Annotated in this window: 23 protein-coding genes; 9 read left to right on the top strand and 14 right to left on the bottom strand. The window is 62.9% G+C overall.

Annotation, left to right across the window (positions count from 1 at the left end; all coding sequences use genetic code 11):
- Nucleotides 1-80: 80 nt before the first annotated feature.
- Genes E5675_RS01670 through E5675_RS01655 form a run of 4 tightly spaced genes read right to left on the bottom strand, consistent with a single transcriptional unit; the run spans nt 81 to nt 5,326 of the window.
- Nucleotides 81-833: an amino acid ABC transporter ATP-binding protein gene (locus E5675_RS01670; protein WP_037553304.1), complete on the bottom strand. Its 753-nt coding sequence runs from the start codon at nt 831-833 to the stop codon at nt 81-83.
- The gene (gene metC, locus E5675_RS01665) at nt 830-2,077 is read right to left on the bottom strand and encodes a cystathionine beta-lyase (protein ID WP_037553302.1); all 1,248 of its coding nucleotides are present in this window, start codon (nt 2,075-2,077) and stop codon (nt 830-832) included. The genes E5675_RS01670 and metC overlap by 4 nt, the downstream gene beginning before the upstream one ends.
- Nucleotides 2,067-4,259, bottom strand: coding sequence for an ABC transporter permease subunit (locus tag E5675_RS01660; RefSeq protein ID WP_223181174.1), 2,193 nt, complete (start codon nt 4,257-4,259; stop codon nt 2,067-2,069). Before E5675_RS01660 ends, metC begins: the two co-directional genes overlap by 11 nt.
- Nucleotides 4,256-5,326, bottom strand: coding sequence for an amino acid ABC transporter substrate-binding protein (locus E5675_RS01655; protein ID WP_003046368.1), 1,071 nt, complete (start codon nt 5,324-5,326; stop codon nt 4,256-4,258). The genes E5675_RS01660 and E5675_RS01655 overlap by 4 nt, the downstream gene beginning before the upstream one ends.
- 55 nt (nt 5,327-5,381) lie before the next feature.
- Here E5675_RS01655 and E5675_RS01650 point away from each other — a divergent pair, with 55 nt between their 5' ends.
- Nucleotides 5,382-6,287, top strand: coding sequence for a LysR substrate-binding domain-containing protein (locus E5675_RS01650; protein ID WP_003046376.1), 906 nt, complete (start codon nt 5,382-5,384; stop codon nt 6,285-6,287).
- A 36-nt stretch (nt 6,288-6,323) separates the two neighbouring features.
- Here the strand turns inward: E5675_RS01650 and E5675_RS01645 are convergent, their stop codons facing one another.
- The 9 genes from E5675_RS01645 to E5675_RS01600 form a co-directional block, all read right to left on the bottom strand.
- Nucleotides 6,324-8,795 (bottom strand): TonB-dependent receptor, encoded by a 2,472-nt coding sequence (locus tag E5675_RS01645; protein ID WP_003046379.1) that lies wholly within the window; start codon nt 8,793-8,795, stop codon nt 6,324-6,326.
- A 241-nt stretch (nt 8,796-9,036) separates the two neighbouring features.
- A complete protein-coding gene (locus E5675_RS01635; RefSeq protein ID WP_003046382.1) occupies nt 9,037-9,384 on the bottom strand; it encodes a hypothetical protein in 348 nt (115 codons plus the stop codon).
- Nucleotides 9,385-9,410: 26 nt separating this feature from the next.
- Nucleotides 9,411-9,935, bottom strand: coding sequence for a DUF411 domain-containing protein (locus E5675_RS01630; RefSeq protein ID WP_003046385.1), 525 nt, complete (start codon nt 9,933-9,935; stop codon nt 9,411-9,413).
- Nucleotide 9,936: 1 nt separating this feature from the next.
- A complete protein-coding gene (locus E5675_RS01625) occupies nt 9,937-10,326 on the bottom strand; it encodes a DUF305 domain-containing protein (protein ID WP_223181178.1) in 390 nt (129 codons plus the stop codon).
- A gap of 92 nt (nt 10,327-10,418) precedes the next feature.
- Nucleotides 10,419-11,630 carry a copper resistance protein B gene (locus tag E5675_RS01620; RefSeq protein WP_003046391.1) on the bottom strand — a complete coding sequence of 404 codons (1,212 nt, stop codon included), beginning with the start codon at nt 11,628-11,630 and terminating at the stop codon, nt 10,419-10,421.
- Nucleotides 11,627-13,468: a copper resistance system multicopper oxidase gene (locus E5675_RS01615; protein WP_037553295.1), complete on the bottom strand. Its 1,842-nt coding sequence runs from the start codon at nt 13,466-13,468 to the stop codon at nt 11,627-11,629. Before E5675_RS01615 ends, E5675_RS01620 begins: the two co-directional genes overlap by 4 nt.
- A gap of 113 nt (nt 13,469-13,581) precedes the next feature.
- Entirely contained in the window at nt 13,582-14,166 is a 585-nt protein-coding gene (locus E5675_RS01610; RefSeq protein WP_003046398.1) for an RNA polymerase sigma factor, read from the bottom strand.
- Nucleotides 14,163-14,600: a periplasmic heavy metal sensor gene (locus E5675_RS01605; RefSeq protein WP_003046401.1), complete on the bottom strand. Its 438-nt coding sequence runs from the start codon at nt 14,598-14,600 to the stop codon at nt 14,163-14,165. The genes E5675_RS01610 and E5675_RS01605 overlap by 4 nt, the downstream gene beginning before the upstream one ends.
- A gap of 2 nt (nt 14,601-14,602) precedes the next feature.
- Complete coding sequence (locus E5675_RS01600; protein WP_003046403.1) at nt 14,603-14,869, bottom strand: hypothetical protein; 267 nt, start codon at nt 14,867-14,869, stop codon at nt 14,603-14,605.
- A 143-nt stretch (nt 14,870-15,012) separates the two neighbouring features.
- On the opposite strand from E5675_RS01600, the gene copC reads away from it, so the two are divergent.
- The 8 genes from copC to E5675_RS01560 all read left to right on the top strand — a co-directional run bounded on the left by copC (nt 15,013) and on the right by E5675_RS01560 (nt 23,246).
- Nucleotides 15,013-15,396 carry a copper homeostasis periplasmic binding protein CopC gene (copC, locus tag E5675_RS01595; RefSeq protein WP_011542702.1) on the top strand — a complete coding sequence of 128 codons (384 nt, stop codon included), beginning with the start codon at nt 15,013-15,015 and terminating at the stop codon, nt 15,394-15,396.
- A gap of 6 nt (nt 15,397-15,402) precedes the next feature.
- The gene (copD, locus tag E5675_RS01590) at nt 15,403-16,371 is read left to right on the top strand and encodes a copper homeostasis membrane protein CopD (RefSeq protein ID WP_003046408.1); all 969 of its coding nucleotides are present in this window, start codon (nt 15,403-15,405) and stop codon (nt 16,369-16,371) included.
- Nucleotides 16,372-16,403: 32 nt separating this feature from the next.
- Complete coding sequence (locus tag E5675_RS01585; RefSeq protein ID WP_003046411.1) at nt 16,404-17,093, top strand: helix-turn-helix transcriptional regulator; 690 nt, start codon at nt 16,404-16,406, stop codon at nt 17,091-17,093.
- Nucleotides 17,094-17,230: 137 nt separating this feature from the next.
- Complete coding sequence (locus tag E5675_RS01580) at nt 17,231-17,908, top strand: class I SAM-dependent methyltransferase (protein ID WP_003046415.1); 678 nt, start codon at nt 17,231-17,233, stop codon at nt 17,906-17,908.
- A gap of 166 nt (nt 17,909-18,074) precedes the next feature.
- Nucleotides 18,075-20,396, top strand: coding sequence for a heavy metal translocating P-type ATPase (locus E5675_RS01575; protein ID WP_037553293.1), 2,322 nt, complete (start codon nt 18,075-18,077; stop codon nt 20,394-20,396).
- A 52-nt stretch (nt 20,397-20,448) separates the two neighbouring features.
- On the top strand, nt 20,449-20,925 hold the full coding sequence (locus E5675_RS01570) for a nuclear transport factor 2 family protein (RefSeq protein WP_037553291.1): 477 nt from the start codon (nt 20,449-20,451) through the stop codon (nt 20,923-20,925).
- Between the two features lie 228 nt (nt 20,926-21,153).
- A complete protein-coding gene (locus tag E5675_RS01565; RefSeq protein ID WP_037553289.1) occupies nt 21,154-21,783 on the top strand; it encodes a cytochrome c in 630 nt (209 codons plus the stop codon).
- A 185-nt stretch (nt 21,784-21,968) separates the two neighbouring features.
- On the top strand, nt 21,969-23,246 hold the full coding sequence (locus E5675_RS01560) for a hypothetical protein (RefSeq protein ID WP_037553287.1): 1,278 nt from the start codon (nt 21,969-21,971) through the stop codon (nt 23,244-23,246).
- Between the two features lie 307 nt (nt 23,247-23,553).
- Here the strand turns inward: E5675_RS01560 and E5675_RS01555 are convergent, their stop codons facing one another.
- Nucleotides 23,554-25,668 (bottom strand): TonB-dependent receptor, encoded by a 2,115-nt coding sequence (locus tag E5675_RS01555; RefSeq protein WP_052181951.1) that lies wholly within the window; start codon nt 25,666-25,668, stop codon nt 23,554-23,556.
- Nucleotides 25,669-25,774: the final 106 nt, after the last annotated feature.

The raw sequence follows: 25,774 nt of genomic DNA, 5'->3' as shown, positions 1-25,774 counted from the left end.
GGCCCCTCCCTCGGCTTGCTTATGAAATGACATGATTAAGTGGGTCGGCACAGCTTGGGGGCGCGACCGACTTGAGCCGCTCAATGCGAAAGTATCTGTTCGAGAAAGGTCCGTGCGCGTTCGCTTTTCGGCGCGGCGAAAAAATCTGCCGGCCTTGCGTCTTCGATGATCTGGCCCTGATCCATGAAAAGCATGCGATCGGCCGCCTCGCGCGCGAATCCCATTTCGTGCGTCACGCACACCATCGTCCGTCCTTCGCCGGCAAGGGACGTCATCACATCGAGTACCTCCTTGATCATCTCGGGATCGAGCGCCGATGTCGGCTCGTCGAAGAGAAGAATCCGGGGCTCCATCGCCAGAGCGCGGGCTATCGCGGCCCGCTGTTGCTGCCCTCCCGAGAGCTGCCCCGGATATTTGCCCGCCTGGTCGCCAATCCTCACCTTGTCCAAATAGGATATGGCGCGCGCCTCCGCCTCCGGAAGAGACAAGCCGCCGAGCAGGACGGGCGCGAGGGTGCAATTCTCCAGCACCGTCTTGTGCGGGAACAGATTGAACTGCTGAAAAACCATGCCAATGGCGCGGAGCGCCGCAACGGCCTCTCGCGACGCGTCGGTTATCCTGGTTCCCTCGATCAGGACGGCACCGGAGTCGGGCACCTCGAGCCTGTTCATGCAGCGAATGAGCGTCGATTTGCCGGAGCCTGAAGGGCCGCAAATCACGATCCGCTCGCGCGGGGCGATTTCGAGGTCGATCGAGCGGAGGGCATGATAGGCGCCATAATATTTGTCGACCTGCCGCAAGCTGACGGCCGCGTGGCCCGAGGCATCGGTCATGACGCCTGCCCCCGGCCGCGTATCGCCCGTACCCGCGCGAAGGCTGCGGCGAGGTCGGCGATCAGATCCTGCGGCGCTTCGAGGCCGGCGTGAATACGGATCAGCGCCCCATCTGCCTCGCCATTGGGAAAATCGCGGATCGGAGCGGGCCACGCCGGAACCGCGAGGCTTTCGAAGCCGCCCCAACTCGAACCGAGCTGGAACAGCGAGAATTCGTTGAAAAAGGCGCTGGTTTCCGGAGGGGTAAGACCATCGAGCTGAACACCGAACAATCCGGACGCTCCGGTGAAATCCCGCTTCCAGATCGCATGGCCGGGATCGGAAGGATGGGCCGGATAGCGGACCGCGACCACTTCGGGTTGCTGGGCGAACCATTCGATCAGCGTCGCCGCGGTACGCTGGTGGCGTTCAAGGCGGGCATCGAGCGTCCTGATGCCCCGGTGGACGAGATAGCAATTGTCGGGACTCGCGCAGTTGCCCCAGCGCGCCGCCGCATCCTTGAGCTGGCGGTAGACGGCATCGCTGGCGGCGGTCATCGTGCCGAGCAGACAGTCGGAGTGCCCCGAGAGATATTTGGTTGCCGAAGCAAGCGAGATGTCGACCCCATGGGCCAACGGTTTGAAGAAAAGCGGCGTCGCCCAGGTGTTGTCGAGAGCGGTCAATATGCCCCGGCTGCGTGCAACCGCCGTGATCGCGGGGACGTCGATCATATCGAATGTCTGCGAGCCCGGGGTCTCCATGTAGATGAGCCGGGTGTTGCTGCGGCACAGCCCGGCAATCTCCGCTCCGATATCGGGCCGGAAATATTCCACCTCGACCCCGAAGCGCGCGAGAACGTCGGTCAGAAACTTGCGGGTCGGCCCATAGACGCAATCCGCAACGAGCAGATGATCGCCCCCGGCCACGAAAGCCGTGAGGGCTAGCGCGATCGCGCTGGTTCCAGACGAGGTGATGACGGTGGCGCAGCCGCCTTCGAGTTCGCTGACGGCCTCGGCGAGCGCAAAGGTCGTTCGCGTTCCGTACAGGCCATAGATGACCTCATCGTAGAGACCCTGGTGCCGGTCCATATAGGCCTCGACGCTGCCGTAGATAATGGTGGAGGCTCGATCGACGGGCGGATTGATGAGGCCCCGCTGATCGCGCGGGCGGGGACCGCCGTGAACGGCACGCGTCGGGTCCTGCCAGGCGTGCCCTTTCGGGCTTGCCGGCTCCCCGGGCCATTTTCTGTCGTGATTATCCTGCATAGTTTAGTTTCCGTTCGATCTTCATGCTGAGCCGGGACAGGGAGAAACAGAGGAGGAAAAAGATTGTCCCGGTAAAAAGATAGGCTTCGGCGAAATAGGGTCGCCATTGCGCCTCGACGTAGGAGAGGCGGGTCGTCTGCAACAAATCGAAGACGCCGACGATGAGGACGAGCGTCGTGTTCTTGACCTCGCTGATCGAAGTGTTGACCAGCCCCGGCACGCTGACTTTCAGCGCCTGCGGCAACAGGATATGGCGCCGCGCCTGCCATTTGGTGAGGCCAAGAGCATGCGCGGCCTCGGCTTGCCCGACGGGAACCGCCAGCAGGCCGCCCCGGATGACCTCGGCCATATAGGCGGCAGTGAAGAATATGAGCGCGAGCTGGACGCGCGGCAGGCTGTCGATCGAGAGATAGGAGGGCACGAACAGCGGGAACAGGACCGCAGCGAGGAAGAGCACTCCGATCAGCGGCGTTCCGCGAACCAGCTCGATGAAGGCGACGCTCGGCCAGCGAATGCCGCGCCGCGCCGACCTGCGGCCGAACGCGAGGAGTATAGCCAATGGAAAAGCGCCGACCACCGCAAGGCTCGCGAGCAGCAATGTGACCGGCAGGCCGCTCCACTTCTCCATCGGGACATAGGAAAGGCCCGCGAATCCTCCTCGTAGCAGAAGTACCGCCACGGCGATTGCGCCGAGCCAGACAAGCCCGAGGCGGCTGCGCCAGAATCGCGGGACGAAGGAGAAGGCAAGGCATGAAAGCAGCGCGGCCGCCGCTGCTGCGGACCGCCACTGCTCGGCTTCGGGATAGGTGCCAAACAATATCAGCCGCGCATTTTCGCGGAGGAATGGCCAGCAAGCACCGCTGGCCAAACGGCAATCGGCCGCGCCCCCGGCGAAGGTCGCGTCGAACAGCAGCCACGAGAGCCCCTTGCCGGCGAAAGCCGCGGTCATGGCGAGGATCGCGATGGTGAGTATCGACTGGCGTCCTCCTCTGAACAGATTGCGCCGTATCCACGACGGCCAGGCGGTCGCCGAGCGCAGCGGAAAGGGTTCGAGGGGCGCCGACTGGATGCTCCGGCCGGGCTGCCCGGCGACGCTCCAGCCCAACTGGCGGGCATAGAGGCCGGTGACGAACGACAAGGATAGCGAAAGCAGCAGGAAGGTCGCGACGATCAGGCCGACGCCCTCGATCGCCTGCCCTGTCTGACTGATGACGGTATCGACCACCGAGACAAATTCGGGATATCCGATCGCGACCCCCAGGGAGCTGTTCTTGATCGTGTTGAGATGCCAGCTCGTCATCGGCGGTATGGCGATGCGCAGCGCTTGCGGCATCACGATCCGTCCCATTGTTTGCGCGGGCGACAGGCCGAGCGCTTTGGCGGCCTCGCTCTGCCCTGCGGGAACGGCGAGGATCGCGCCGCGGAATATCTCGGCCAGATAGGCCGAGGCATAGACCGAAAGGCTGGCGACCAGCGTCAGAAACTCCGTGGAGAGCGACAATCCGCCGACGGTTCCGAAGCGCCCCGCCCGCGGCAGATCGATCCCGCCCCACAGCAAGAGCGGCACCAGGGAGATGCCGGCGAAGGCCAGCGCAGTGCGCGTGCGAACGGCTCCTCGCCGCACGGCACCCAGCAGGATCGCACAGGCGACGATCGCGATGAGAAAGACCGGCCGTCCCGGATCGGCCAAGGAGAGCGCGGGGAGGTGCAATCCCCGATTATCGAGGTCGAACGGTCCGACGGCGCCCGGGCCGGGTCCGGGCAGACCGAACAGCAGCGCGGCGTACCAGACGAACATCTGGAGCAGCAGCGGAATATTGCGAACCAGCTCGATATAAAGGCCGGAGAGCCTCGCAAGCAGCCAGTTGGACGACAGGCGCGCCATGCAGACCGCGAGGCCGAGCAAGGTCGAGAAGATGATGCCGAGCGCCGATATCAGGAGCGTGTTGAGAAGACCCACCGCCAGCGCCGCGGCATAGGAATCGCCCGGCGCGTAAGCAATCAGCGTTTCGCCAATCGCGAAACCCGCCCGGTCGAACAGGAAACCGAACCCCGTCCGGATGTTTCGGTCCGCGAGATTGTCCGCCAATGTCGCAAACAGGCCGTAGGCGACCACAAGCCCGCCCGCGATCAGCAGCCAGGGTAACGCAGCGATGGCAAGCCGCCTGTGTTTATGAGTCATCGCATCGGCAACGGGTAGATCAGCCCGCCGTCCCGATAGAGCTTATTCTGTCCGCGTTCGACGCCGAGCGGCGTAATGTGCCGGTCGAAGATTTCGCCATAATTGCCGGTCGCCTCGATTGCCCGGTACGCCCAGTCATCGTCAAGGCCGAGCGACTTGCCGAATCCGGGCAAGCCGCCGAGCATCTTGCGCACTTCAGGGTCGCGCGAGGCCATCCGCATGCGCGCGGCATTCGCGCGGGTGACCCCCATTTCCTCGGCAGCGAAGAGCGCGTTCAGCACCCATTTGTTGATCTCGTACCATTGCTCGTCGTCGCTGCGCACGACTGGGCCGACCGGTTCTTTGGTGAGCCGCTCGGGCAGCACCACATAATCGTCGGGATGCGCGGTGTCGGCCAGGCGGATCACCGTCAGCGTGAAGGCATCGGTGGTCATTGCGTCGCACCGCCCGGCAAAGAAGGCGAGCTTGGCTTCCTCGGGATTCTCGAACACGACGGACTGGAAACGCAGCCCCTTGCGCTCGAAATATTCGGCGGTGTTGAGTTCGGAGGTCGTCCCCTTGGTGATGCAGATCGATGCGCCATCGAGATCCGTCGGAAGCCGCACACCCGATCGCCGGGGCACCAGGAAGCTCTGCCCGTCATAATACATGGTGCCGACGAAATTCACCCCGAGGTCGGTGTCGCGCGTCAGCGTCCATGTCGTCGTCCGCGACAGGACGTCGGCCTCGCCCGTCTGCACGATCGTGAAGCGCTTGTTCGAGGCGACCGGCATGAACCGGACCTTGCGGGCATCGCCGAGGACCGCAGCGGCGAGCGCCCGGCAGTAATCGACGAAGAAGCCCTGCCAGCGTCCGCGTTTGTCGAGATAGGACATGCCGAGCTGCCCCGTATGAATTGCGCAATTGAGCGTTCCGCGCGCGCGAATCCGCGCAAGCGTCGATCCCTTCGCCGCGGCGATTTCATGCCCACCGGTGCCGGCGGGCTCGCGGCCGCAGCCGCCGAGTAACAGGGCGCCTGCGGCGAGCAGCGCCGGTAACCAGCGGCGCGATGCGTGCGACCTATTCATAAACGAGGCTTTCAATGCTAGCGCCATAAGAAATAGCTATAGGGAGCGATGTCCGATGAACCTGCGTCACCTCGAAGCCTTCAGGGCCGTGATGCTCTCGGGATCGGTCACCCAGGCCGCGCAGTCGCTCAACCTGTCGCAACCCGCGGTGAGCAAGATGCTTGCCGAGCTCGAGCATCAGCTGGGCTTTCAGCTCTTCCTGCGTTCGCGCGGCAGCGCGCTCACCGTGACGCCCGAAGCCGACGCCTTTTTCTACGAAGTCGAGCGGAGCTTCTCGGGCATTGCGGCCCTGAAGCGGGTAGCGGAAGACATCCGCAACATGGCGACCGGCACGCTCCGGATCGCCGCCCTTCCGGCGCTCGCGGTCAGTTTCCTGCCGCGTGTGATCGCGGCCTTTCGCGAGACACATCCCGGCGTCACCGTTCAGCTCCAGACCCGCAGTTCCTCGACGGTGCGGCAATGGATGGCGAACCAGCAGTTCGACATCGGGCTCGCGACGCCGGCGCGCGAATTGCCCGGCATAAGGATGGAGCGCTTCCTGCGCTGCCCCGGCGCCTGCGTTCTCCCTGCCGGCCACCGCTTGGCCGTCAAGGACGTCATCCGGCCGGCCGATCTCGAGGGCGAGCCCTTCATTTCGCTCGCGCTCGAGGACGGCGTGCGTCACCGCATCGACCGCATTTTCGAGGACGCGGGCGTCCACCGCGAGATGGTCATCGAAACCCAATATGCGATGACCATCTGCGCGCTTGTCATGCAGGGGGTCGGATGTTCGATTCTCAACCCCGTGACCGCAGCGGATTATGCCGAGCGGGGCCTTACGGTCCGTGATTTCGCGCCGGAGGTCCATTTCGAATATATGCTCTTCACGCCGAAGTTGAGGCCGATGTCCCAAGTCGCTGCGGCCTTTATCGCGGTGCTCGAATCCCACCGCGACGCGATGTTCGGCTCCGACGCCAGCTGAAGACACAAGACGCCGCACGGCCCTCACGGCCACCGATCAGAAGGAGGCGGTCGCGCGGACGTACCAGAAGCCCCCGTTGAACCCCGTCGGCGCGAAGCGGAGATATCGGATCCCGTTGTTGATCTGGGATTGCCGCGCCTCGACGTCGGGGTAATTGTCGAAGATATTCTCGCCGCCGACCGCGAGCTTGAGCATGTCGCTAACCTTGTAGGACAGCTCGAGATCGACCAGCAGTTCGGCGCCGCCCGTCTGGTCGGCAGCCGGTGCGGCGCCATAGTCGGTCCATTTGCCATAATAGTTCGCGCGCGCGACGAAGCCGAAGCGCTCGCCCGCATAAGTGAAGGACGCATTGCCCTTCCACTTCGGAACGAAGCCCTCGAGTTCGAGCAGCCGCTCGCGGTCCGCAGTGATCACCGGCGAGGCCTTGATGACATCGGTTTTGGTATAGTTGCCGTTGAGGCCGAGCGTGGCCTTGCCGTCGCCGAGGTCGAAGCCCACGGTGAGCACCGCATCGACGCCCTGGGTGCGGCTGTCGAAGGAATTGGTGAAGAAGCTCACCTGCTGGAAGGAATCCCCACCGGGAATGCCAAGCGCCGCGAGCTGCGCACGCTGCGCCGGGGTGAGATTGAAATTGCCCGATACGGCGATCCGGTCTTCGACCTTGATGTTGAAATAGTCGAGCGTGAAGGTGATGCGATTGGAGGGCTTCACCACGATGCCGCCGGCGACGTTGAACGAATTCTCGGGCCGAAGCGGCGTCGCGCCGAAGAATTGCGCCACCGGATTGTTGGGCGCGATAATGCCTGCGGTCAGCGGCGCCCCGGTTATCGAGTCGATGTTGGTCTGGACCTGCGAGGCGTTCGACTGGCCCGGCGTCGGCGCCCGAAAGCCGGTGTTGACCGATCCGCGCACCGCGAAGACGTCCGAGAAATCATATCGCCCGTTGATCTTCCAGGTGAATTTCGAGCCGAAGTCCGAGTAATTCTCGTAGCGGCCGGCAAGGCCGAACTGGAGCGCGTCGGTGAGATTGCCTTCGAGCGACGTATAGGCGGCCCAGTTGCTGCGCGCGAACTCGCCCGCCTGGATGGGACTGAAGCCCGGGAAGCCGTTCGAGCCGACCGGCAGTCCGACGCGGTTTCCGGTATCGGGATCGATGACCGACGCGAAAGGACCAACCTGCCATGATGCGATGTCGCCGGCCGTGATCTCATATGTCTCGCGCCGATACTCGAGACCGCCTGCAAGCGTCAGCGGATCGGAGGTGCCGATCGCGATGGGGTAAGTGAGATCGAGATTGAAAGCGAGTTCGCGCTGCTCGAGCTGCCCCGGCTTGAAGGAGGTCGGCGACGCGAGGCCAAGCGACGGATTGACCGTATTTTCGATCCGGTAGGAAGCATGGTTCTGACCATAGGAAGCGCTGAGGTCATAGGTCAGGCCCGAGGAGAATTCGCCCTTGAGGCCGGCCGCCAGCGCCGCATCGGTCACCGTGGCACCGAAATCCGGGGTGAAACCGCCGGGAAAGAGCTGGCGGAAGCTGAACCGCTGTCCTCCGGGCGTATTGGTGAGCGGAATCGAGGTGGAAATGAAGCTGGCATCGGGGTTGCGGTAAAAGAAGGCCGTCGTGCCGCGGCTCCAGCTATAGTTGCCGAAGGTGTAGAATTCCATCTCGTCCGACAGTTCGATGCCGGCATTGACGAAGATGCGCGCCGCCTCGGATTCGGGATTTCCCCAGCGCTGCGCCGGGACCGGGACATCCTGAACGCCGGCATCGATGAGCGCCTGCGCGTCGGGACGCTGAATGCCGCGCGACGTCGTGCTGGCGTTCACATATTCGCCGCTGATGTTGACGAAACCGGCGTCGGTGAAGGGAAGCCCGACATTGCCCTGGACGAGGAAATCCTCGCCGTCGCCCTTATAGAATTGGCCATAGCGGGCGATCAGCAATCCGCCTTCGCGGTCGCGGCGCAGACCGAAATTGAGGACGCCGGCGATCGCATCCGATCCATAGAGCGCCGACGCGCCGTCACGCAGAACCTCGAGCTGGCCGATCGCGATCGACGGGATCGCCGAAAGATCGGGTCCCTGCGATCCCCGGATATAGGGAACATTGGTGAACTGGACCGTCGCGCCGCGATGGCGCCGCTTGCCATTCACGAGCACCAGCGTCTGGTCCGGCGGCAGGCCGCGCAGCGAGAAAGGCCGGGTAAAAACGGCGCCGTCGTTGCTGACGAGGCGCTGGACATTGAGCGACGGGACCTCGGTGCGCAGGAGATCATTCATGTCGGCCGTGCCCTTTTCGAGCAGTTCGGCACCGGTGATGATGTCGATCGGCTGAGCGGAATCGGCCGCCTTGAGATCGTTCCGCCGCGTACCCGTCACGACGATTTCGCCCTGCGACGCGCCTGGCCCCGGCGCCTCTTTGGCGTTATCCTGCGCGAAGGCGGCGGCGGCCGACATGCCTGCCAGGACGGCGATAATCGAGCCACTCGTGCGAAGCAATTTTCTCATGGTCCCCTCCCATTTGCGAAAGCTCTCGGCTTCGCCACCGAGCTATCTTCGCGGCCTTGGCATGACCAGAAATAATCACCACTCATCGCTATAAACGAGATGGTTATTCCATATGGTTATATCTCTCGCTGCGGCATCGAGCAGCGCCCGACCGCGCGGCATGCCGGGCGCGGCGATGCCGGACACTTCGCGCAGCTTGTCCTCGACCGCCCGGGCGACATGCCGCGTCGGCACATGCTCCTTATTTTTTGTCCATATCGTGCCCGGCATGAGGATCGGGTTCGGGTTCGACAGGTTTCGGCGCTTCCGGCGCGGCCTTTGCCCGCGGCGGCACAGCGGCCTTCGCGGCGGGTTCTTGCTTGGGGCGGGATTTCTCCGGAGGCATCGCTTCTTCGGTCGGCGCCGCCGGGGCAGACGCGGCGGGCGGCTCGTCCGCTACGGGCATGGTCTCGACCATTGCGGGCGGCTCACCGGCAGTGACCTCACTCTGTTCCGGTGTGACGTCGCTCTGCTGCGCGGGCTCAGTGCCGCATCCTGCCAGAGCAAATATCAGCGCGGCGGCGCTCGCTAGGGGAATGAATCTCGTCATATCTGTCTCCTCTTCGTGTCGGCAGGTCATGCGCGGAATTCAGAAACCTTGCCGTCGCTGCCGAATGCCATCACTTCGAATGCGTCCGCGCTTCCGTCCGGCATTTCCATTCCCGGAGAACCGCGCGGCATGCCGGGCACGGCGATTCCGCGAATGTCGCGTGGCTTGTCGTGGAGGAGTCTCGCAACATGCCGCATCGGCACATGACCCTCGATCGCATAGCCGCCGATCACGGCCGTGTGGCACGACGCCAGCTGGCCAGGCACACCATATCGCGTCTTTACGGCGGCCATGTCAGCGCGGTTCTCGACAGTCACATCATAACCGGCCTTGCGTGCGATATCCGCCCAAGCTTCGCAGCAGCCGCATTCGGGATCGCGATAAACGAGCATTCGCTTGGGGCTGGACGTCTCGGCGCCCGGCGCGGGCGCCGCGCCATTCTTATCGCTGGTCGCCGCCGGGCCCGAGGCAGAATTGCATGCCGCAAGCGCCATCCCCGATCCGACCGCAATCAGGCCGAAAAGATGACGGCGCGTCATCAGATTTTTCATGTCATTTCCTCGCGAGAATGGATTTCATCTGTTCGATTTCGGCCGCCTGCCCCGCGATGATGCCGCGGCAGAGTTCGCGTATCTCGGCATCTTTGAGAGAAGCCTGTTCACACATGAGGATCGCGCCCGAGTGATGCGGGATCATCGAACGCAAGAAGGCCGTGTCGCCGATCGTCGTCTGTGTCCGGATGAGCCCGAAGCTCCCGAAGAAGGCAACTGCCGATCCCAGCAGCAGGAACGTATTGAGACGTTTCGACGGGAACATGCCCGGCATTGCGACGATCATCAGCACGACCATCGGCGAGACCATCATCAGCGTCATGTAGAGCATGTTGAGATTATTGTAGAAGCTCGAGAGGCGGTCGATCATGACGAACATCACCAGATACATGATGACGCCGCTGACGATCGTCTGCAGCGCGAGGCTGCGATAGGCTGGTTTCACGGCATTTCTCCTCGACGTGTCGCCACCCCGCGAAACTTCTAGAACCAGGCCCGCACCCCCATCACGAAGCTGACGCCGCTCGCATCCTCGCCCGCGGCGCGGGCAAAACGCGCGGTATCGCCGACCTTGCGCGCCCATTCGACGCCGACATAAGGCGCGAATTCCTTCACGACCTCGTAACGCAGGCGAAGCCCGAGCTCGAAATCCGAAAGCCCCGAACCAACGCCGGTCTCGGGGACATCCTGGAGCGCAAAATTGACCTCCGCCATCGGCTGGAGGATCAGTTTCTGGGTGATGCGCTGGTCGTAATAGCCTTCGAGCCGGGCGAGCAGATCACCCTTGTTCGAAAGAAACAGCGCGCCCTCGACTTCGAACCAATAGGGGGCGAGCCCCTCGAAGCCGATCGTCGCATAGGTGCGGTCGGGGCCGGGCCCAAGATCCTGCCTGATACCCGCCTGCGCGTTGAAATAGGGTCCGATCGCCCGGCTGTAGAGCGCCTGTACCTCGGCGCTCTCGATGCCTTCGCCGAACACGCCCTCGCCTTCGCTCTTGATCGTCAGCCGGTTAATGTCGCCGCCGTACCAAGCCTCACCGTCCCAGCGGAACCCGTCGCGGCCCTTGCGCGCCTGATATTCGGCAAGGTTGAAGCTGATGAAAGCGATGGTCTGCGCACCATTCTCTTTCATCATGTCGTGGCGCGAATGCTCCATTTCGGCTTGGGGATAAATGCGATCGGCATACCAGTCGCCGGGAGGCGCAGGCGCGGTAGCATCGCCCGGCGGCAAATCGGTGCCGCTAGCGCTGCTCGTGGTCGCCATGCCTTCCATTCCCGCCATCGCGTCCGCAGATCCGCCCTTCGGGGTGCAATGGCCCATTTTGGCATGTTCGGGCGGGCAATCGGGATCGGACGGCTGCGGTGCGCCATGATCCATCGCACCCATGTCCGAAGCGCCCTTGCCTGGAGCTTCCGCCTCAGGCGTACAATGACCCATCGCCGCATGTTCGGGCGGGCAGCTTGAAGCCTCGGGTTCCATGTCCATGCCCTGCATGTTCCCATGGTCCATCTGCTCCATCGACCCTTCGGCGGGCGCTTCGGGCGCGGACTGCGCTACGGGTGCTGGCGTTGGCGAGGGAGCGGGTGTCGGCGCGGGCGCCGCACCATGCATCGAATGATCCATCGACTGCGCCGCGGCGGGCACAGCAAAGGCCAGCGGGGCGATACCCGCGAGGAGAAGCGCGACCCGGGTCATTCGCCGTCTCCCTTCGGACGGACGCTGACGACGCGCATCATCCCCGCGTGCATGTGATAGAGAAGGTGGCAATGGAACGCCCAGTCGCCGAGCGCGTCGGCGGTGAAATCGAAGCTCGCGATGCCGCCCGGCTGGACAAGCACCGTATGCTTGCGCGGCGACCGGTCGCCCTTGCCCGTCACCAGTTCGAAAAAATGGCCGTGGAGGTGGATGGGGTGGCTCATCATCGAATCGTTGATGAGGTTGATCCGCACGCGCTCTCCCTCGATGAAGGGGATGGGCTCGTGATAGTCGGACATCTTGATGCCGTCGAACGACCACATGAAGCGTTCCATATTGCCGGTCAGATGGATGTCGAGCGAGCGCGAGGCGGCGCGGGTATCGGGGTTGCGCTCGAGCGCGACAAGGTCATGGTAGGTCAGCACCTTGTGCCCGACATTCTCCAGTCCCTGCCCCGGCTCGCCCATGCGATCCATCGGCATCGGCGAGATCGTCTGAACGCTGGGATCGCGCTTGACCTGCGGCGCGACACTGAAGTCGCGCATGCTGTGCTGCATGCCTCCGCCAGATCCATGATCCATGCCCGCCATCGCGCCGCTTTCCCCCGCTGGCGTACAATGGCCCATCTTGGCATGTTCGGGAGGACAAGAAGGGTCGCTCGCCGGCATGGGCATGGCGCCCATATCGCCGCCCGAATGGTCCATACCCGCCATCGCGCCGCCCGACATGTCGCCCATGCCCATGTCCTTCATGGTCGCGAGCGGCCGTTCGCGGAGCGGCGGCACCTCGGCGACCATGCCAGCGCGCGGTGCGAGCGTCGCGCGTCCCATGCCCGAGCGGTCATTGGCCTCGGCAACGAGCGTATAAGCACGGTCCTCGACCGGGGTCACGATGACGTCATAGGTTTCGGCGACCGCGATCTGGAACTCGTCGATTTCGGTCGGCACGACATTGAGCCCATCAGCCTGGACGACGGTCATCCTGAGGCCCGGGATACGGACGTTGAAGATCGTCATCGCCGACGCATTGACGATGCGCAGGCGTACCCGCTCGCCGGGGCTGAAGAGCGCGGTCCAGTTGTCGCGCGGACCATGGCCGTTGACGAGGAAGGTGTAGGTCGAACCATTGACGTCGGCGACGTCGGTCGGGTCCATCCGCATCTTGCCCCAATCGATCCGCTCCTTGAGCGGTTGATCCTTGCCGGCAAGCAGGCCCGCCAGCGTCTGGCGCTGCATGTTGAAATGGCCGGGATTGACCTTGAGCTTGCGGAAGATCGCCTCGGGCGACAATTGACTGTGGTCGGACAGGACGACGACATGCTCGCGGTCGTAGCCGATCGGGTCGGCGCCCGCGGGATCGATGACGATCGGGCCATAATGGCCGAGCTGTTCCTGAAGCCCCGAATGGCTGTGATACCAATAGGTCCCCGATTGAACGACCGGGAATTCATAGACAAACTTCGAGCGCGGCTTGATCCCGGGGAAGCTGACGCCGGGCACGCCGTCCATCTGGAACGGCAGGATCAGGCCGTGCCAGTGAATCGAGCTGTCCTCGTCGAGATCGTTGACGACGGTGAGGCGCGCGTTTTGTCCCTCCTTCAGCCGGACGAGCGGCGCGGGCACGGTGCCGTTGATCCCGATCGCGCGACTGACCTTGCCGTCGATGCGCATCGTCTGGCGCGCGATGCGCAGCGTTATGTCATTGCCGGATACGGTCGGAAGCGGCGCGGTGATGCCGGACGACACCGGCTGGGCCCAGGCCGGGAACCATGCGGCCATCGCCGCAGCAGCCCCTCCACCCAAAGCTCCACTGACGAACCGACGCCTTTCCATCTGCATATTCTTTCCGACCGTTACTGACTGTTCCTAAAGCTATACGCAGGCGGCACGCCTGCCCCTCAATAAAAATGCCGGACGATGAGGAGATGCCGCCTGAACGAGCGGTCGAACCCTCAACCCTCGGCGCTCGCAGATGTTCCCGCGAGCAATTCCCGGAGCCTGGTCCGCGCTCGATAGAGGCGCGTTTCGACTGTTTTCTCGCTGACCCGCAAAATGACCGCTGTTTCGGCCTGGCTGACCTCGTCGACACCGCGGAGGAGCAACACTTCGCGCAAATTCTGCGGCAGCTGATCGATCGCCCCGCGAACCCTGGCGAGCTCTCGCCTGTCGGTCGCCGCGGAATCGGGCCCAGGACCATCGCTTGCTACGTGATGCGCATTTTCGAGCGGGAGCGCGCGGGAGAAAAAGGCGCGCACCTTTCGCCGTCGTGCCCAGTCGCGACATTTGTTGAGCGCGATACGGGCGATCCATGTGCGGAAGGGGCGTTCGCCATCATAGCGATCGAGCGCCGAAAAGCCGGAGACGAACGTCTCCTGCGTCAAATCCATCGCCTCGTCGGCATCGCCGATCTGCTTTACGATGAGCCGGTAGACGCCCGTTTTGTAACGGCGCAGCAACTCGCGATAGGCGTCTTCGCGGTGCGCGCGCGCAAAGGCCGCCAGATCCTGGTCGCTACATTGCGATAGGTCGGCGCTCACCGCGCATCGGCGGTCAGCGCCTTGACCACGCTTTTGTCGAACATTTCCGCTTGATCGGGGTTGAGAACCCCGCGCATCGCGAAGAGATGCTGGAGCGTTTCCTTCTGCAATGTCCCCATCACCTCATGCGTCTCGTCGATCGCCTCGGTGACGCGCGGTCCATAGCCATGCTCGGCTTCGATCGCCTGCGCGAGCCGGACATTGGCGGCGCGCATCTCGAGTTCGAGCGCCTGGCGGCGACCGGCGAAGTCGGCTTCGATCCGCTCGAGTTTCTTTTCCTGCTCCGGGGTCAGGTCGAGTTGGCCGTGGAGAAGCGCATGAAGTTCGGTTTCGCTGGCTTTGGGCGCATCGGCTACCAGACGGCCGATGAACACGCCGGCAATCGCCGCGGCGAAGGCAATGAGCCCCAAGAGAAGAAGACGGCGCGACGGCATCGCTACTGTACATCCAGCAAGGTGGAAGGCACCAATGCGCTAGGCGGGCCGAATGGGGTCAGGGGGCTTGCCGCGACCGCCGGCTGGGAAATCGCACTCCCCGCAAAGACACCGCCGCCGAGCGAGACAAAGGCCGCGAGCGCCATCAGGCGGCGCATCGCTACCGCTTCGCGCCGGCGGATCGCCAATGCGCCCATGATGCGATCATCGAGCGCATCGAGCGCTGCGGGCAGATCGATCCTGTTCAAAATGCGAAGCTCCTTATCCATCGATCGTCTCTTCAAACCTTTCCATCATTGTACATACGCGCCGAAGCGCCTCACCCCTCACACCAGAATATTATTCCGGAATATTTGAGGGCCATGCCGATATCCTGCGTATTAGCAGGACAGACACGCATTTGGAGGTGTTCATGTTCAAGTCTCTTCTCCCCTCTGCAGCGGCGGCTTTCGCTCTGCTTCTCATGCCGGCCACGGCAAGCGCGCACACCAAGCTCGTCAGCTCGACGCCCGCCGCCAATTCGACCGTTTCGAAGGTCACGTCGGTCAATCTTCAGTTCAACGAAAAGATCGTCGCCTCGACCCTCAAGACCGAGCTGGTCATGACCGGCATGCCCGGCATGGCCAATCATGCCCCGATGAAGGTGCCTTACTCGTCGATGATGGGCAAAGAGGGCAAGTCGGCGATGCTGATGCTCAAGCGGCCGCTGACAGCCGGAACCTACAAGGTCACATGGTCGGCGGCGGGCGCTGATACCCACCGCATGGGCAGCGAATTCAGCTTCACCGTAAAGTAAAAGACGGTGGGGGACCCCGTTCTGATCGGCATCAGGTTCGCACTTTATGCGGACCTGATGCTCATCGCCGGCCTTGCTGCGTTCCCGCTTTTTGCGCTGACACGGAGCGAACGCCTTGCGCCGCAGTCGATGATGGCCTCGATCTGGCGCGCAGAGCGATGGCTCTGCGCCGCCGGACTGCTTCTCTCCATCTTGGGGATGGGCGTGCTCGCGGCTTCGATGCAGGGTGTGGGGCTCCTCTCCCTGGAACTCCAGCCTTTTTGGGACCTTGTTCGCGAGACCGAGGTCGGCACAGCCTGGGTCTACCGGAGCGCAGCGCTGCTGCTCGCGCTGGGAGTCGCGATCTGGATGGTCCGCTGGCCGACAACTTCGGCCGCCGTACTCGCGGCCGCGGGCTCGGTGGCCGTCGCGAGTCTGGTCTGGTCCGGCCACGCCGGCGCGACCGAAGGCGCCGCAGGCACCGTGCACCGGATCAGCGACATCTTGCACCTGATTGCAGCGGCGGTCTGGATCGGCGCGATCGGCGCCTTCCTGATCCTGATCTCACCACGTCGTGTCCGCGAATGGCCGGGCGGACTCCAAATTGCGGCGCGGAGCCTCGATCAATTCTCGCGCGTCGGTACGATCTGCGTCCTCGTCATCGCCGCCACCGGCCTCGTCAACAGCCAGATGATCGTCGGCGCCGAGAATCTCGGCCGTTCCCTCGGCTCGCCCTATGGACAATTGCTTCTCGCCAAGCTTGCGCTGTTCGGACTGATGCTGGCGCTCGCGGCGGCGAACCGCTGGCGGCTGACCCCGGCGCTCGCGGCCGCCGTCCCGGGGACCGATACCGACAATGTCGACGCCGACCCCGACCTCGCGATTGCAGCCATGCGCAGAAGCCTCATCATCGAAGCGTCGGCCGCGCTCGCCATACTCGCGCTGGTTGCCTGGTTCGGTACGCTCGAACCCTTCGTCACCGCCGATCCGGTTTGACCCCAAGCACCGCCTCTTGGTCGGGTTCGATCATGCTCGGGACCGGCTGGGCGCTCATTGACGCGCGCATCGGGAGCAGCCGTCCCCATAACCATGTGGCGCACCAGATCAGCCTCGCCATCGAACGCGACCTCGAAATTTCCGGTGATGCCGACCTGATAGTTCCCGCCGGACACGCCATTGCGATAGCGTCGCATGTCCGGCACCGCCTCGGGCCGCCGGGCGCCCTCGTGCGGTCATTTTATCTCGACCCGCTTTTTCGTGCCGGCACCCGGCTGTCCGCCGGATCGGCGCCTGTCCTGTTGACGCCGATAGAGACAGCCGGACTAGGTGACATCGCAAGCGGCGCGGACGCGAAGCGCTGGGCGTCCGACTATCTCGACCGCTCGCAGGCGCGTCCGGTGGATGCCCGCCTGTCCGAAGTGCTCGCGGCCCCTGACGATTTGTCGACCGCGCGCGCCTTGGCCGACGTCGCCTGCCTTTCGCCCTCGCGCCTCCGCGAAATCGTCAGCCGCGACTTCGGCGTGCCTCCGGCCAAATTGCTGCAATGGCTCCAGCTTCAACGCGCCGTGCGGACGCTGGTCGGCGGCGGAGGTCTTGCCGACGCCGCGGCGGCGGGAGGCTTCGCCGATCAGTCGCACTTCACGCGCCGCTGCGCTCAATGGCTAGGCGTGACGCCTTCGGCCGGCCTTAGTGCCTTCGCGTTCGAAATCGTGCCCTGAGCCGGATGCGCCTCGCACCGCGTCGCCCCGGCGAAACATTCAAGACTGCCGCGCCTGTTTGCCCTTAAGCGTCTCGTCGAGACCGGCGATTGCGGCCGCAATCCGGCGGCAAGCCAAAGCGTCGAAAGGAGACGGCCATGCCCGACCCGAAACCCGTAGCAAGATCCTACACGCCAGCGGCAGGATATCACTTCCTGACGCCCTTTTATGATTTCGGCGTCGCGGTGACAACGCGCGAGCGCGTGTGGCGCGACCGTCTCGTTCGCCATATGGCGCTCGGCGAGGGTGACGTCATTCTCGATATCGGCTCGGGTACGGGAAATCTTGCGCTGGCGATCGCTCGCCATAGCCGGGACGTCCGCTATCTTGGTTTCGACCCCGACGAGGCAGCGACGCGAATTGCCCGAACGAAGACCGCGCAGATTGTTCCACCGCCGGAGTTTCGAGTTGGCTTTTTCGCGGCTTCGGCGATCGATGACTGGCCCCCGCCTGCCAAGATTGCGATCTGCCTCGTCCTTCATCAGGTCGGGCTTGAGGAAAAGGCACGTCTGCTACGCGAGGCCCGGCAGGTGCTCGCGCCGGGCGGCAAACTCTATGTTGCCGACTATGGGGAACAGCGCAGCCGCCTCATGCGGTTGTTGTTCCGCCTCACGATCCAGCAGCTCGACGGCGTCCAGGACACCCAGCCCAACGCCGATGGATTGCTCCCGGTGCTGATGAGAGAGGCAGGCTTTTGCGATGTTCGCGAGCTTGAGACGTTCCGCACGCCAACCGGTGCGATCGGGATCATCGAGGCCCGAAAGCCCGGGACCTGACGGCACGGGGCAAAGAAAATCCAAGGGATAACCGCTCTTCTTGCGTATCGATAGAAGCGGCTCCATTCTGGAACCGCCAGGAACGACGCCAACGGCGAACTCGACCGGTGGCGTTTGGACCGCCCCGCCGCGAGGCGGGCATCCGACACATACGGGAGCGGCGGCGATGCACGATCATCAGGGCGCAGAAAAAGGCAGCGGGAGCACGACTGATCCGGTCTGCGGCATGATGGTCGATCCGGCCACCACACCTCATATCGCGACGCATAGCGGCAAGCATCACTATTTCTGCAGCGCAGGCTGCCTCGCCAAATTCGAGGCCGATCCCGATCTTTATGCCGCAAAACGCGAGCCGGCCGCAGCCGATGCACCCGAAGGCGCCATCTGGACCTGCCCGATGCATCCCGAGATCCAGCGCGCCGGCCCCGGAAGCTGCCCGATCTGCGGCATGGCACTCGAGCCCGTCATGCCGACAGCATCGGGCGGCCCCAGCGAAGAATATCGCGATATGCGGCGGCGCTTCTGGATCGGGCTCCTTCTCGCACTCCCGGTGGTTGCGCTCGAAATGGGCGGCCATCTGACAGGCCTCCACCAATATGTCGGCCGCCAGACGAACAACTGGGTCCAGATGCTGCTCGCGACCCCCGTCGTTCTATGGGCGGGCTGGCCCTTCTTCGAGCGCGCCTGGCTCTCGATCCGCAACAAGAGCCTCAACATGTTCACCCTCATTGCGATGGGGACGGGCGTTGCCTGGGGCTACAGCATGATCGCGGCGATTCTCCCGCAAATCTTCCCGGCAGCCTTCCGCGCCGCCGATGGCTCGGTCGCGGTCTATTTCGAGGCCGCCGCGGTCATCACGGTGCTGGTGCTACTCGGGCAGGTGCTCGAACTCAGGGCCCGCGAGACGACGAGCGGCGCGATCCGCGCGCTCCTTGACCTGACACCGAAGCTCGCCCGGCGCGTCCGCAGCGATGGAAGCGACGAGGAGGTAGCGCTCGAGGAAGTCGCGGTCGGCGACATGCTGCGCATCCGTCCGGGCGAAAAAGTCCCCGTCGATGGCATCGTCGTAGAAGGCCGCGGCACGGTCGACGAATCGATGGTCACGGGCGAATCGATGCCGGTGACCAAGGCGGCCGGCGCGGCGCTGATCGGCGGAACGATCAACCAGACGGGCGGCCTGCTCATGCGCAGCGAGAAGGTCGGGCGCGACACGATGCTCGCGCGGATCGTACAAATGGTCGCCGACGCGCAGCGCAGCCGGGCGCCGATCCAGCGTCTCGCCGATACCGTTTCGGGCTGGTTCGTGCCCGGCGTCATCGTCGTCGCCATTGTCGCTTTCGTTGTTTGGTCGCTTCTGGGGCCCGCGCCCGCCATGGCCTATGGCCTTATCGCCGCCGTCTCGGTGCTCATCATCGCCTGTCCCTGCGCGCTCGGCCTCGCGACGCCAATGTCAATCATGGTCGGCGTGGGGCGCGGCGCCGAAGCCGGCGTGCTGATCAAAAATGCCGAGGCGCTTGAGCGGATGGAGAAGGTCGACACGCTCGTCGTCGATAAGACCGGGACGCTGACCGAAGGCAGACCCTCGGTCGTCGCCATCGAAGTCGCCGGCGGCTTCGAGGAGCAGGATCTGCTCCGGATTGCCGCGAGCCTCGAGCGCAGCAGCGAACATCCATTGGCGGCCGCGATCGTCAAGGCCGCCGAGGACCGGGGCCTCGCGCTGGTCGAGCCATCGGGGGTCGACCAGCCGGTCGGCAAGGGTATCGTCGGGGTCGTCGACGACAAGGCGATAGTCCTCGGCAATGCGAGCTTTCTTGAAGAATATGACGTCGATCTGGGCGCGCTCACCGAGGCAGCCGACCGCCTTCGCACAGACGGCGCGACGGCGATTTACATCGCGGTCAATGGCAAGGCGGCCGGGGTCATCGCCATCGCCGACCCCGTCAAGGAAACGACGGGCGACGCGCTCGCTGCGCTGCGCGAAGCCGGAATCAAGGTCATCATGCTCACCGGCGACAATCGCGTCACCGCCGAGGCGATCGCGCGGCGCCTCGGCATCGACGACGTCGAGGCCGATGTCCTCCCCGACCAGAAGAGCGCGGTCGTGCAGCGGCTGCGCGAAGAGGGCCGGATCGTCGCCATGGCCGGCGACGGGGTCAACGACGCCCCCGCGCTCGCCGCCGCCGACGTCGGCATCGCGATGGGCTCGGGAACCGATGTCGCCATCGAAAGCGCGGGTGTGACGCTACTGCGCGGCGACCTTCTGGGCATCGTGCGGGCGCGGCATCTCAGCCATGCGACGATGGCGAACATCCGTCAGAATCTCTTCTTCGCTTTCGCCTATAATGTCGCCGGGATTCCCGTCGCTGCGGGCGTGCTCTATCCGATTTTCGGACTATTGCTCTCGCCGGTCATTGCCGCCGCTGCAATGGCACTCTCGTCCGTCAGCGTCATTGCCAATTCTTTGCGGCTGCGCTTTGCCAGAATCTGATCGAAACCACGGGAGGCACTCGTGAAGTGTCGGCACAACAAGGGGAAATGATATGAGACGACTGACGATTACAGCAATCGCATTGGCCATGCTGGTGGCCGTCCCGGCTCAGGCGACCGAGCCTGCGGATTTTCAGGGCGCGGCGGCAGCGCTCGCGCAGTATAAATCGGCGATGGAGAAACTGGACCTGACCGGCGTCGAGGCCCTCTTTTCGCCAGACGCCCAGATATTCGAATCCGGCGGCGTTGAAGGGAATTTCGCCCACTATCGCGACCATCACCTGGGTCCCGAACTCAAGGAATTCAAATCCTTCACCTTCCGCAATTACAAGATTTCGGTTCGCGGCGAAGGAAATATCGCGATCGCAACCGAGACCTACAGCTTCTCGATTGTGCTCGCGAGCGGCGAGACCATCGAACGGGATGGCGTCGCTACGAGTGTCCTCAAACAGGACAACGGAAAGTGGCAGATCTTCAATCTCCACAGCTCCTCACGCAAGCCGAAGGTGCGACCGGCGGGTGGCAGCTGAGCGGGCAAAAAAGGGGCTAGTCCTCACGATCTCTCCGAACCCACACCTAGCAGGACGCATGAGCCCGAGCGGGTGTGGGCACCCTGAAATGGCTCGTCGCGGCAAGTACGGAAACGCCTGCCTCGTCTGTGACAAGGGCAAAGCTGTTGGGGTGCGTATCATCTGTTGAACAGCCGCCGCATTGCGTTCGGCTGCAAAGCTCAAGGCCTGTTATGCGGGAGATAGATAATGGAGCGATTTCGAACTTTCGATTTCCGAAAGCATATGCCGAGCGTGACGTTCACGCTGCTGGCGGTGGCCCTGATAGCGGGCGCGGGTGCGATCACCGTCTATCTCGGCCTATATAATATAGCGGCCGATGCCCCCCATAACCGGCTGACTTACAGCGTCATCGAAACATTCAGGGAGAAGTCCATCGCAGCGCGATCCGGATCGATCGCGGTGCCGGCAGATTTGGCGGCTCCGGCGCGGATCGCGTCGGGCGCAGGTCTCTATACCGAGATGTGCAGCGGCTGCCATCTCGCGCCCGGGATGGAAAAGACCGAAATGAGTCAAGGGCTGTATCCGCAAGCGCCCGTCTTGTTCAAAGGTTCGGAACGTTCGGCTGCGGAGCAATTCTGGATCATCAAGCATGGCATCAAGATGACCGCCATGCCGGCCTGGGGGAAAACGCATGATGATCGTCTCATCTGGGATATGGTCGCGTTTGTCCGAAAACTCCCTGGCCTGTCGCCGGCACAATATCAGGCTATTACGCAGAATGCGCCAATGGACCATGACGCGATGATGAAGGGCATGACAGAGGCGGAAGGCGCGAGTCAGAAACCAAGCGGAGCGGGCGAACACGCAGGGCACTGAGGTCGTCGACAATTATGCAGCGCCGGGCGTGAACGGGCTCGTTTCGACCTTCCATTCCCGCCCACCTTGCCGGTGGGACGGAAGGTTTCGCCTTTCGCAAAGGGCCGAATCGAGCGAACTGTCTTGGCCGGCAAGCCGCAGGTGGAAAACAGCAATTCGGAATGGATCAAGCGGGGGCTATAAACATGAAGCGCGACCTTGTTCGCGAACTGATCGAGCGCTGGCGCGGCGATTCCGGCTCGACCTATCAAAGCTGGTTCCTGTGGGAGGAGCGACTGAAGAATTTTCGGTCGATCAGAAGAGGCATCTCGCAGGTCGTCGCCGAAATTGAGGCCGGCACCTTCGGAGCGGCATATCGGGGCTCGTCATTGGAGATCATTGTTCATTCAATCGCCGAGCAACGACAGATTTTCAAAGGTGCGGATCATGCTTTCTTGTGGAAGCCCAAACTCCGAATCCCGGACATCTACGAGAACGCCGACAATCAACGAGCTTTTGGCAGACTTCTTCACCATTGCTCCTGTTGCGATACCGCCGAGGAGGTCGTCGCCGGGATCCTCGCAATCGATAGACAGAAGATCAAGGGGTTGGGTCCTGCGGTGGCCAACATTCTCTATTTTCTGCATCCCACTCTTGTGCCTCCGTTCAATACGGCAATCGTAAAGGGCTACAACGCGCTAACGGGTGCGAATGTGAAGCTTGGCAGTTGGGAGCATTTTCTCGCGATGCGCGCGGGCATTCTGGATCTCAACGATCGCTACCGGGATCTTCTTTCCAACGATTTGGGGGCGATAGGAGGGCTGCTGTTCGATATCGGATCGGGACGGTTTCCAGCCCCACCGCTCAGCGGTTCGAGCGAAAATGCGCGCGATTGGATGGCCTTGCTGAATGAAACGCGCTCACAGTCCGACAAGTTCGATAAGGGGCTTGCAAATCAGAAAGAGACCGACCGGACGCATAGCGAAGTCCAATCCTGGCTTCGGGACCTCGGGCTTGCACTTGGATATGACGTCTGGGTAGCGGCAAATGACCGGGGGCGCCTTCATGAGGGTGTGCCGCTCGGGTCTCGATGCCTCGATAGCTTGCCGCATGCCATCGCAACCGCTCAAGGAAGCGATGCCATAAGACTGATCGACATCTTATGGCTCGAGCAATCGACGGCTACGGTCGCGGCGGCATTCGAAGTGGAGCATTCGACATCCATTTATTCCGGAATTGTCCGCATGCTTGATCTCGCGCTGAGCAGCGAGAATCTTCATTTGTCGACGCCACTTTTCCTGGTTGCACCCGATGCGCGAGAAGCCGATGTCCGCGCTCAGCTCCGACGCCCGGCTTTCAGCCGGATCGGTGATCTCGACATTTCCTACCTGCCCTACGCCGAGCTCGAACAGAACAGGGTCGCCATTGCCCGCTTCGGTACGGGCCTGAAGGCGATCAAGGCGATCTCCCATCCATTGCCGTGAGGCAGCCGACGACGCGTAGGCCTCCGAAAGCAGTTGGTCTTTGCATCCTCGCGGCGTCACAGGGAAAGCCGGGCATCGAAATCGCGCGCGCTACCGACGTTCAGGATGGGACTAGCCCGTATCTGTTCGTGCCATCTTACTGCCCGGCTCATCGTGCCATCAGCAGGGCCGTTCAAGTAACGGCGCCGGTGAGAACAGGGACATATCATGTCCTGCGTTCAGAGGAAGTATTCCCCCCGGGCGCAAGCGCCCAGGGGGACCGACGACCGTAGGGGAGTCGCCGGGGGACCTCGCAGGACGAGGAACCTCAGAAAAAGTAGCGCAGCTGCAGTCCATACTGGCGCGGCTCGCCGTAGATGTAGAGCGGAAGAGTAGGGTTCGAGACACCCGTCGCGTCCGTCCCGATCGTACTATAGCTCACATAGCGCTCGTTGGTGAGATTTCGGCCATAAAGCGCAATTTCCCACGCTTCGCTCGCCGGCTGCCATGTGACACGCCCATTTATAAGGGTCGTGGCGTTTCCGGAAAAAAGCGGATTGTTGCTGGGCTTGAAAAAGACGCTGTCGCGCCAGGAGATATCGGTCCGTAATGTCAGCATTCCGCCGCCCAGGGAGGCCTTATATTCTCCGCCGAAAGTGATGTTCCACTTCGGCGCGTTCGGCAGCCGCTTGCCCTTGAGGCTTGCGCCGACGTCGTCAAAATAGACATCGTAGCGCGCATCGAGATAAGCGATCGTGGATGTAAGCGTCAGGCGATCGAACGGCCGTGCCATCAGTTCCGCTTCAACGCCCTTGATCGTCGCCTTGCCGGCGTTGGTGGTACTGGCAACGCCATTATTATACTCGACCACCTGAAGATTGGTGTAATCATAATAGAAGGCGGAAAAATTAGCTCGAAGCCGGCGATCGAGGAGCGTCGACTTCAGGCCGACTTCGTAGCTCCAGACATACTCCGGGAGGAAAGGCCGCCCGTCTCCCAGCTGGAATCCACCCGATTTGAACCCGCGGGTTGCCGACGCATAAGCCATGACGTCATCGGCAAGGTCGTAATCGATCCCAATTTTCGGAGTCCAGGCGGTCCAGGATGATTTGGGCTGACCGGCATCGACCTGATTTCCGTTCAGCAGGACACGATATCCGAAATCCTTTTTTTCGTATGAGTATCGAAGCCCTCCGGTCAATCGCAGGCGGTCGATGAGTTCGTAGCTTGCTTGTCCGAAGAGCGCGAATGCATTCGTCGTATTGTTTTCCGGGATCGCGAGCCGACGACCCGGTTCGATGATCCGTATTTCGTCGTTGCCCTTTTCATTCAGATAGAATGCTCCGACGATCCAGCGCAGCTTGTCCGCATCGTTGTTGAGAAGTTGGAACTCTTGCGTGAAACTGCGGGAACGTTCGTAAAATTCGATATCGCGGAGGAAGAGGTCAGTCGAGTCAACGTCGAGCGCCTGGACGACCTTGCTCTTGCGCAGCGCCGTAATCGAGCGGAGCGTGACCGGGCCGCCGTCCCAGTTCATGGTCGAGGACACGCCCCAGGCATCGACATCGTAACGCGGCAGGCGGTCGAGTGCGGCCTCTTTGTCATTGGCCGGGATCGTCGCCCCCGCATCGACGAAGCCTTGCGGATAAAAGGGCCGAACAGACCGCGCGCCGGTCTCGCGATCACGGCTGGCATCCGCCCGCAACACGATCTCAAGACGGTCGCTCGCGTCAATCGCAAGCGTCAGTCGTCCAGCGAGATTATCTTCGTTTTGGTATCGCCGTCCCGAGACGACGTCGCGGTAGATGCCGTCGCGCTGGTTGGCAAGCAAGGTGAGGCGGCCTCGGACGCCCGCTCCAAGCGGTCCAGAAATCGTGCCGCTCAGCGAGCGCTTCTCGTAATTTCCGACGGTGAGCCCCAGCGCGCCAGTCAAATCCTCCGTAGGCATTTTGGAAATGATGTTGAGTGTGCCGCCGGCGGAGTTGCGACCGAAGAGAACGCCTTGCGGTCCGCGCAGCACCTCGATGCGTTCGACGTCGAACAAATCCTGATAGCTTGTGGTCGGGCGCGAGATGTAGACGCCGTCATAATGGACTGTCGTGCTGGGGTCGGTCGCAACGCCGAACGCCGAGGTGCCAATTCCACGAATATTGATGATCGCCATGGAATCGTTGGTGATCGACACGCCCGGCACAAAAAATTGGAGGTCTTCGACGTTTGATATGCCCGTTGCCGTAAGCGCCTCGCCGGTCATCGCTGTCACCGAGACGGGAACGGACTGCAGATTTTCCTCGCGCTTCTCCGCCGTTACGATGATCTCGGCGAGGCCGTCCGACTGGGCTTCCTGAGCCTGCGCGGGAAACGCGACCGCCACCGCAATCGCCGCCATCGAGCTTCGCTGCATTGCGCGCTTCGTCGACGAATAACAGTATAATTTGTTCATTATGCTTCCCCTGTTTCGAAGAACTGCCCTTTCGCGCAGCCCAAATGAGTTTCGGGGAAGTCGAGGACAAAAACATGCATGCCCGGAAACCGCTGCTTACGGCTTC

Origin of the sequence: Sphingopyxis sp. PAMC25046 (genome assembly GCF_004795895.1) — a bacterium.
GTDB lineage: Bacteria > Pseudomonadota > Alphaproteobacteria > Sphingomonadales > Sphingomonadaceae > Sphingopyxis.
Note: the sequence above shows the minus strand (reverse complement) of the source record. Positions and strands in the feature narration are given on the sequence as shown.

Bases quoted from the DNA above. Each gene is read 5' to 3' on its own strand.
- E5675_RS01670 (WP_037553304.1), bottom strand. From the start codon at position 833: ATGACCGATGCCTCGGGCCACGCGGCCGTCAGCTTGCGGCAGGTCGAC.
- metC (WP_037553302.1), bottom strand. From the start codon at position 2,077: ATGCAGGATAATCACGACAGAAAATGGCCCGGGGAGCCGGCAAGCCCG.
- E5675_RS01660 (WP_223181174.1), bottom strand. From the start codon at position 4,259: ATGACTCATAAACACAGGCGGCTTGCCATCGCTGCGTTACCCTGGCTG.
- E5675_RS01655 (WP_003046368.1), bottom strand. From the start codon at position 5,326: ATGAATAGGTCGCACGCATCGCGCCGCTGGTTACCGGCGCTGCTCGCC.
- E5675_RS01650 (WP_003046376.1), top strand. From the start codon at position 5,382: ATGAACCTGCGTCACCTCGAAGCCTTCAGGGCCGTGATGCTCTCGGGA.
- E5675_RS01645 (WP_003046379.1), bottom strand. From the start codon at position 8,795: ATGAGAAAATTGCTTCGCACGAGTGGCTCGATTATCGCCGTCCTGGCA.
- E5675_RS01635 (WP_003046382.1), bottom strand. From the start codon at position 9,384: ATGACGAGATTCATTCCCCTAGCGAGCGCCGCCGCGCTGATATTTGCT.
- E5675_RS01630 (WP_003046385.1), bottom strand. From the start codon at position 9,935: ATGAAAAATCTGATGACGCGCCGTCATCTTTTCGGCCTGATTGCGGTC.
- E5675_RS01625 (WP_223181178.1), bottom strand. From the start codon at position 10,326: ATGTATCTGGTGATGTTCGTCATGATCGACCGCCTCTCGAGCTTCTAC.
- E5675_RS01620 (WP_003046391.1), bottom strand. From the start codon at position 11,630: ATGACCCGGGTCGCGCTTCTCCTCGCGGGTATCGCCCCGCTGGCCTTT.
- E5675_RS01615 (WP_037553295.1), bottom strand. From the start codon at position 13,468: ATGCAGATGGAAAGGCGTCGGTTCGTCAGTGGAGCTTTGGGTGGAGGG.
- E5675_RS01605 (WP_003046401.1), bottom strand. From the start codon at position 14,600: ATGCCGTCGCGCCGTCTTCTTCTCTTGGGGCTCATTGCCTTCGCCGCG.
- E5675_RS01600 (WP_003046403.1), bottom strand. From the start codon at position 14,869: ATGGATAAGGAGCTTCGCATTTTGAACAGGATCGATCTGCCCGCAGCG.
- copC (WP_011542702.1), top strand. From the start codon at position 15,013: ATGTTCAAGTCTCTTCTCCCCTCTGCAGCGGCGGCTTTCGCTCTGCTT.
- E5675_RS01585 (WP_003046411.1), top strand. From the start codon at position 16,404: ATGCTCGGGACCGGCTGGGCGCTCATTGACGCGCGCATCGGGAGCAGC.
- E5675_RS01580 (WP_003046415.1), top strand. From the start codon at position 17,231: ATGCCCGACCCGAAACCCGTAGCAAGATCCTACACGCCAGCGGCAGGA.
- E5675_RS01575 (WP_037553293.1), top strand. From the start codon at position 18,075: ATGCACGATCATCAGGGCGCAGAAAAAGGCAGCGGGAGCACGACTGAT.
- E5675_RS01570 (WP_037553291.1), top strand. From the start codon at position 20,449: ATGAGACGACTGACGATTACAGCAATCGCATTGGCCATGCTGGTGGCC.
- E5675_RS01565 (WP_037553289.1), top strand. From the start codon at position 21,154: ATGGAGCGATTTCGAACTTTCGATTTCCGAAAGCATATGCCGAGCGTG.
- E5675_RS01560 (WP_037553287.1), top strand. From the start codon at position 21,969: ATGAAGCGCGACCTTGTTCGCGAACTGATCGAGCGCTGGCGCGGCGAT.
- E5675_RS01555 (WP_052181951.1), bottom strand. From the start codon at position 25,668: ATGAACAAATTATACTGTTATTCGTCGACGAAGCGCGCAATGCAGCGA.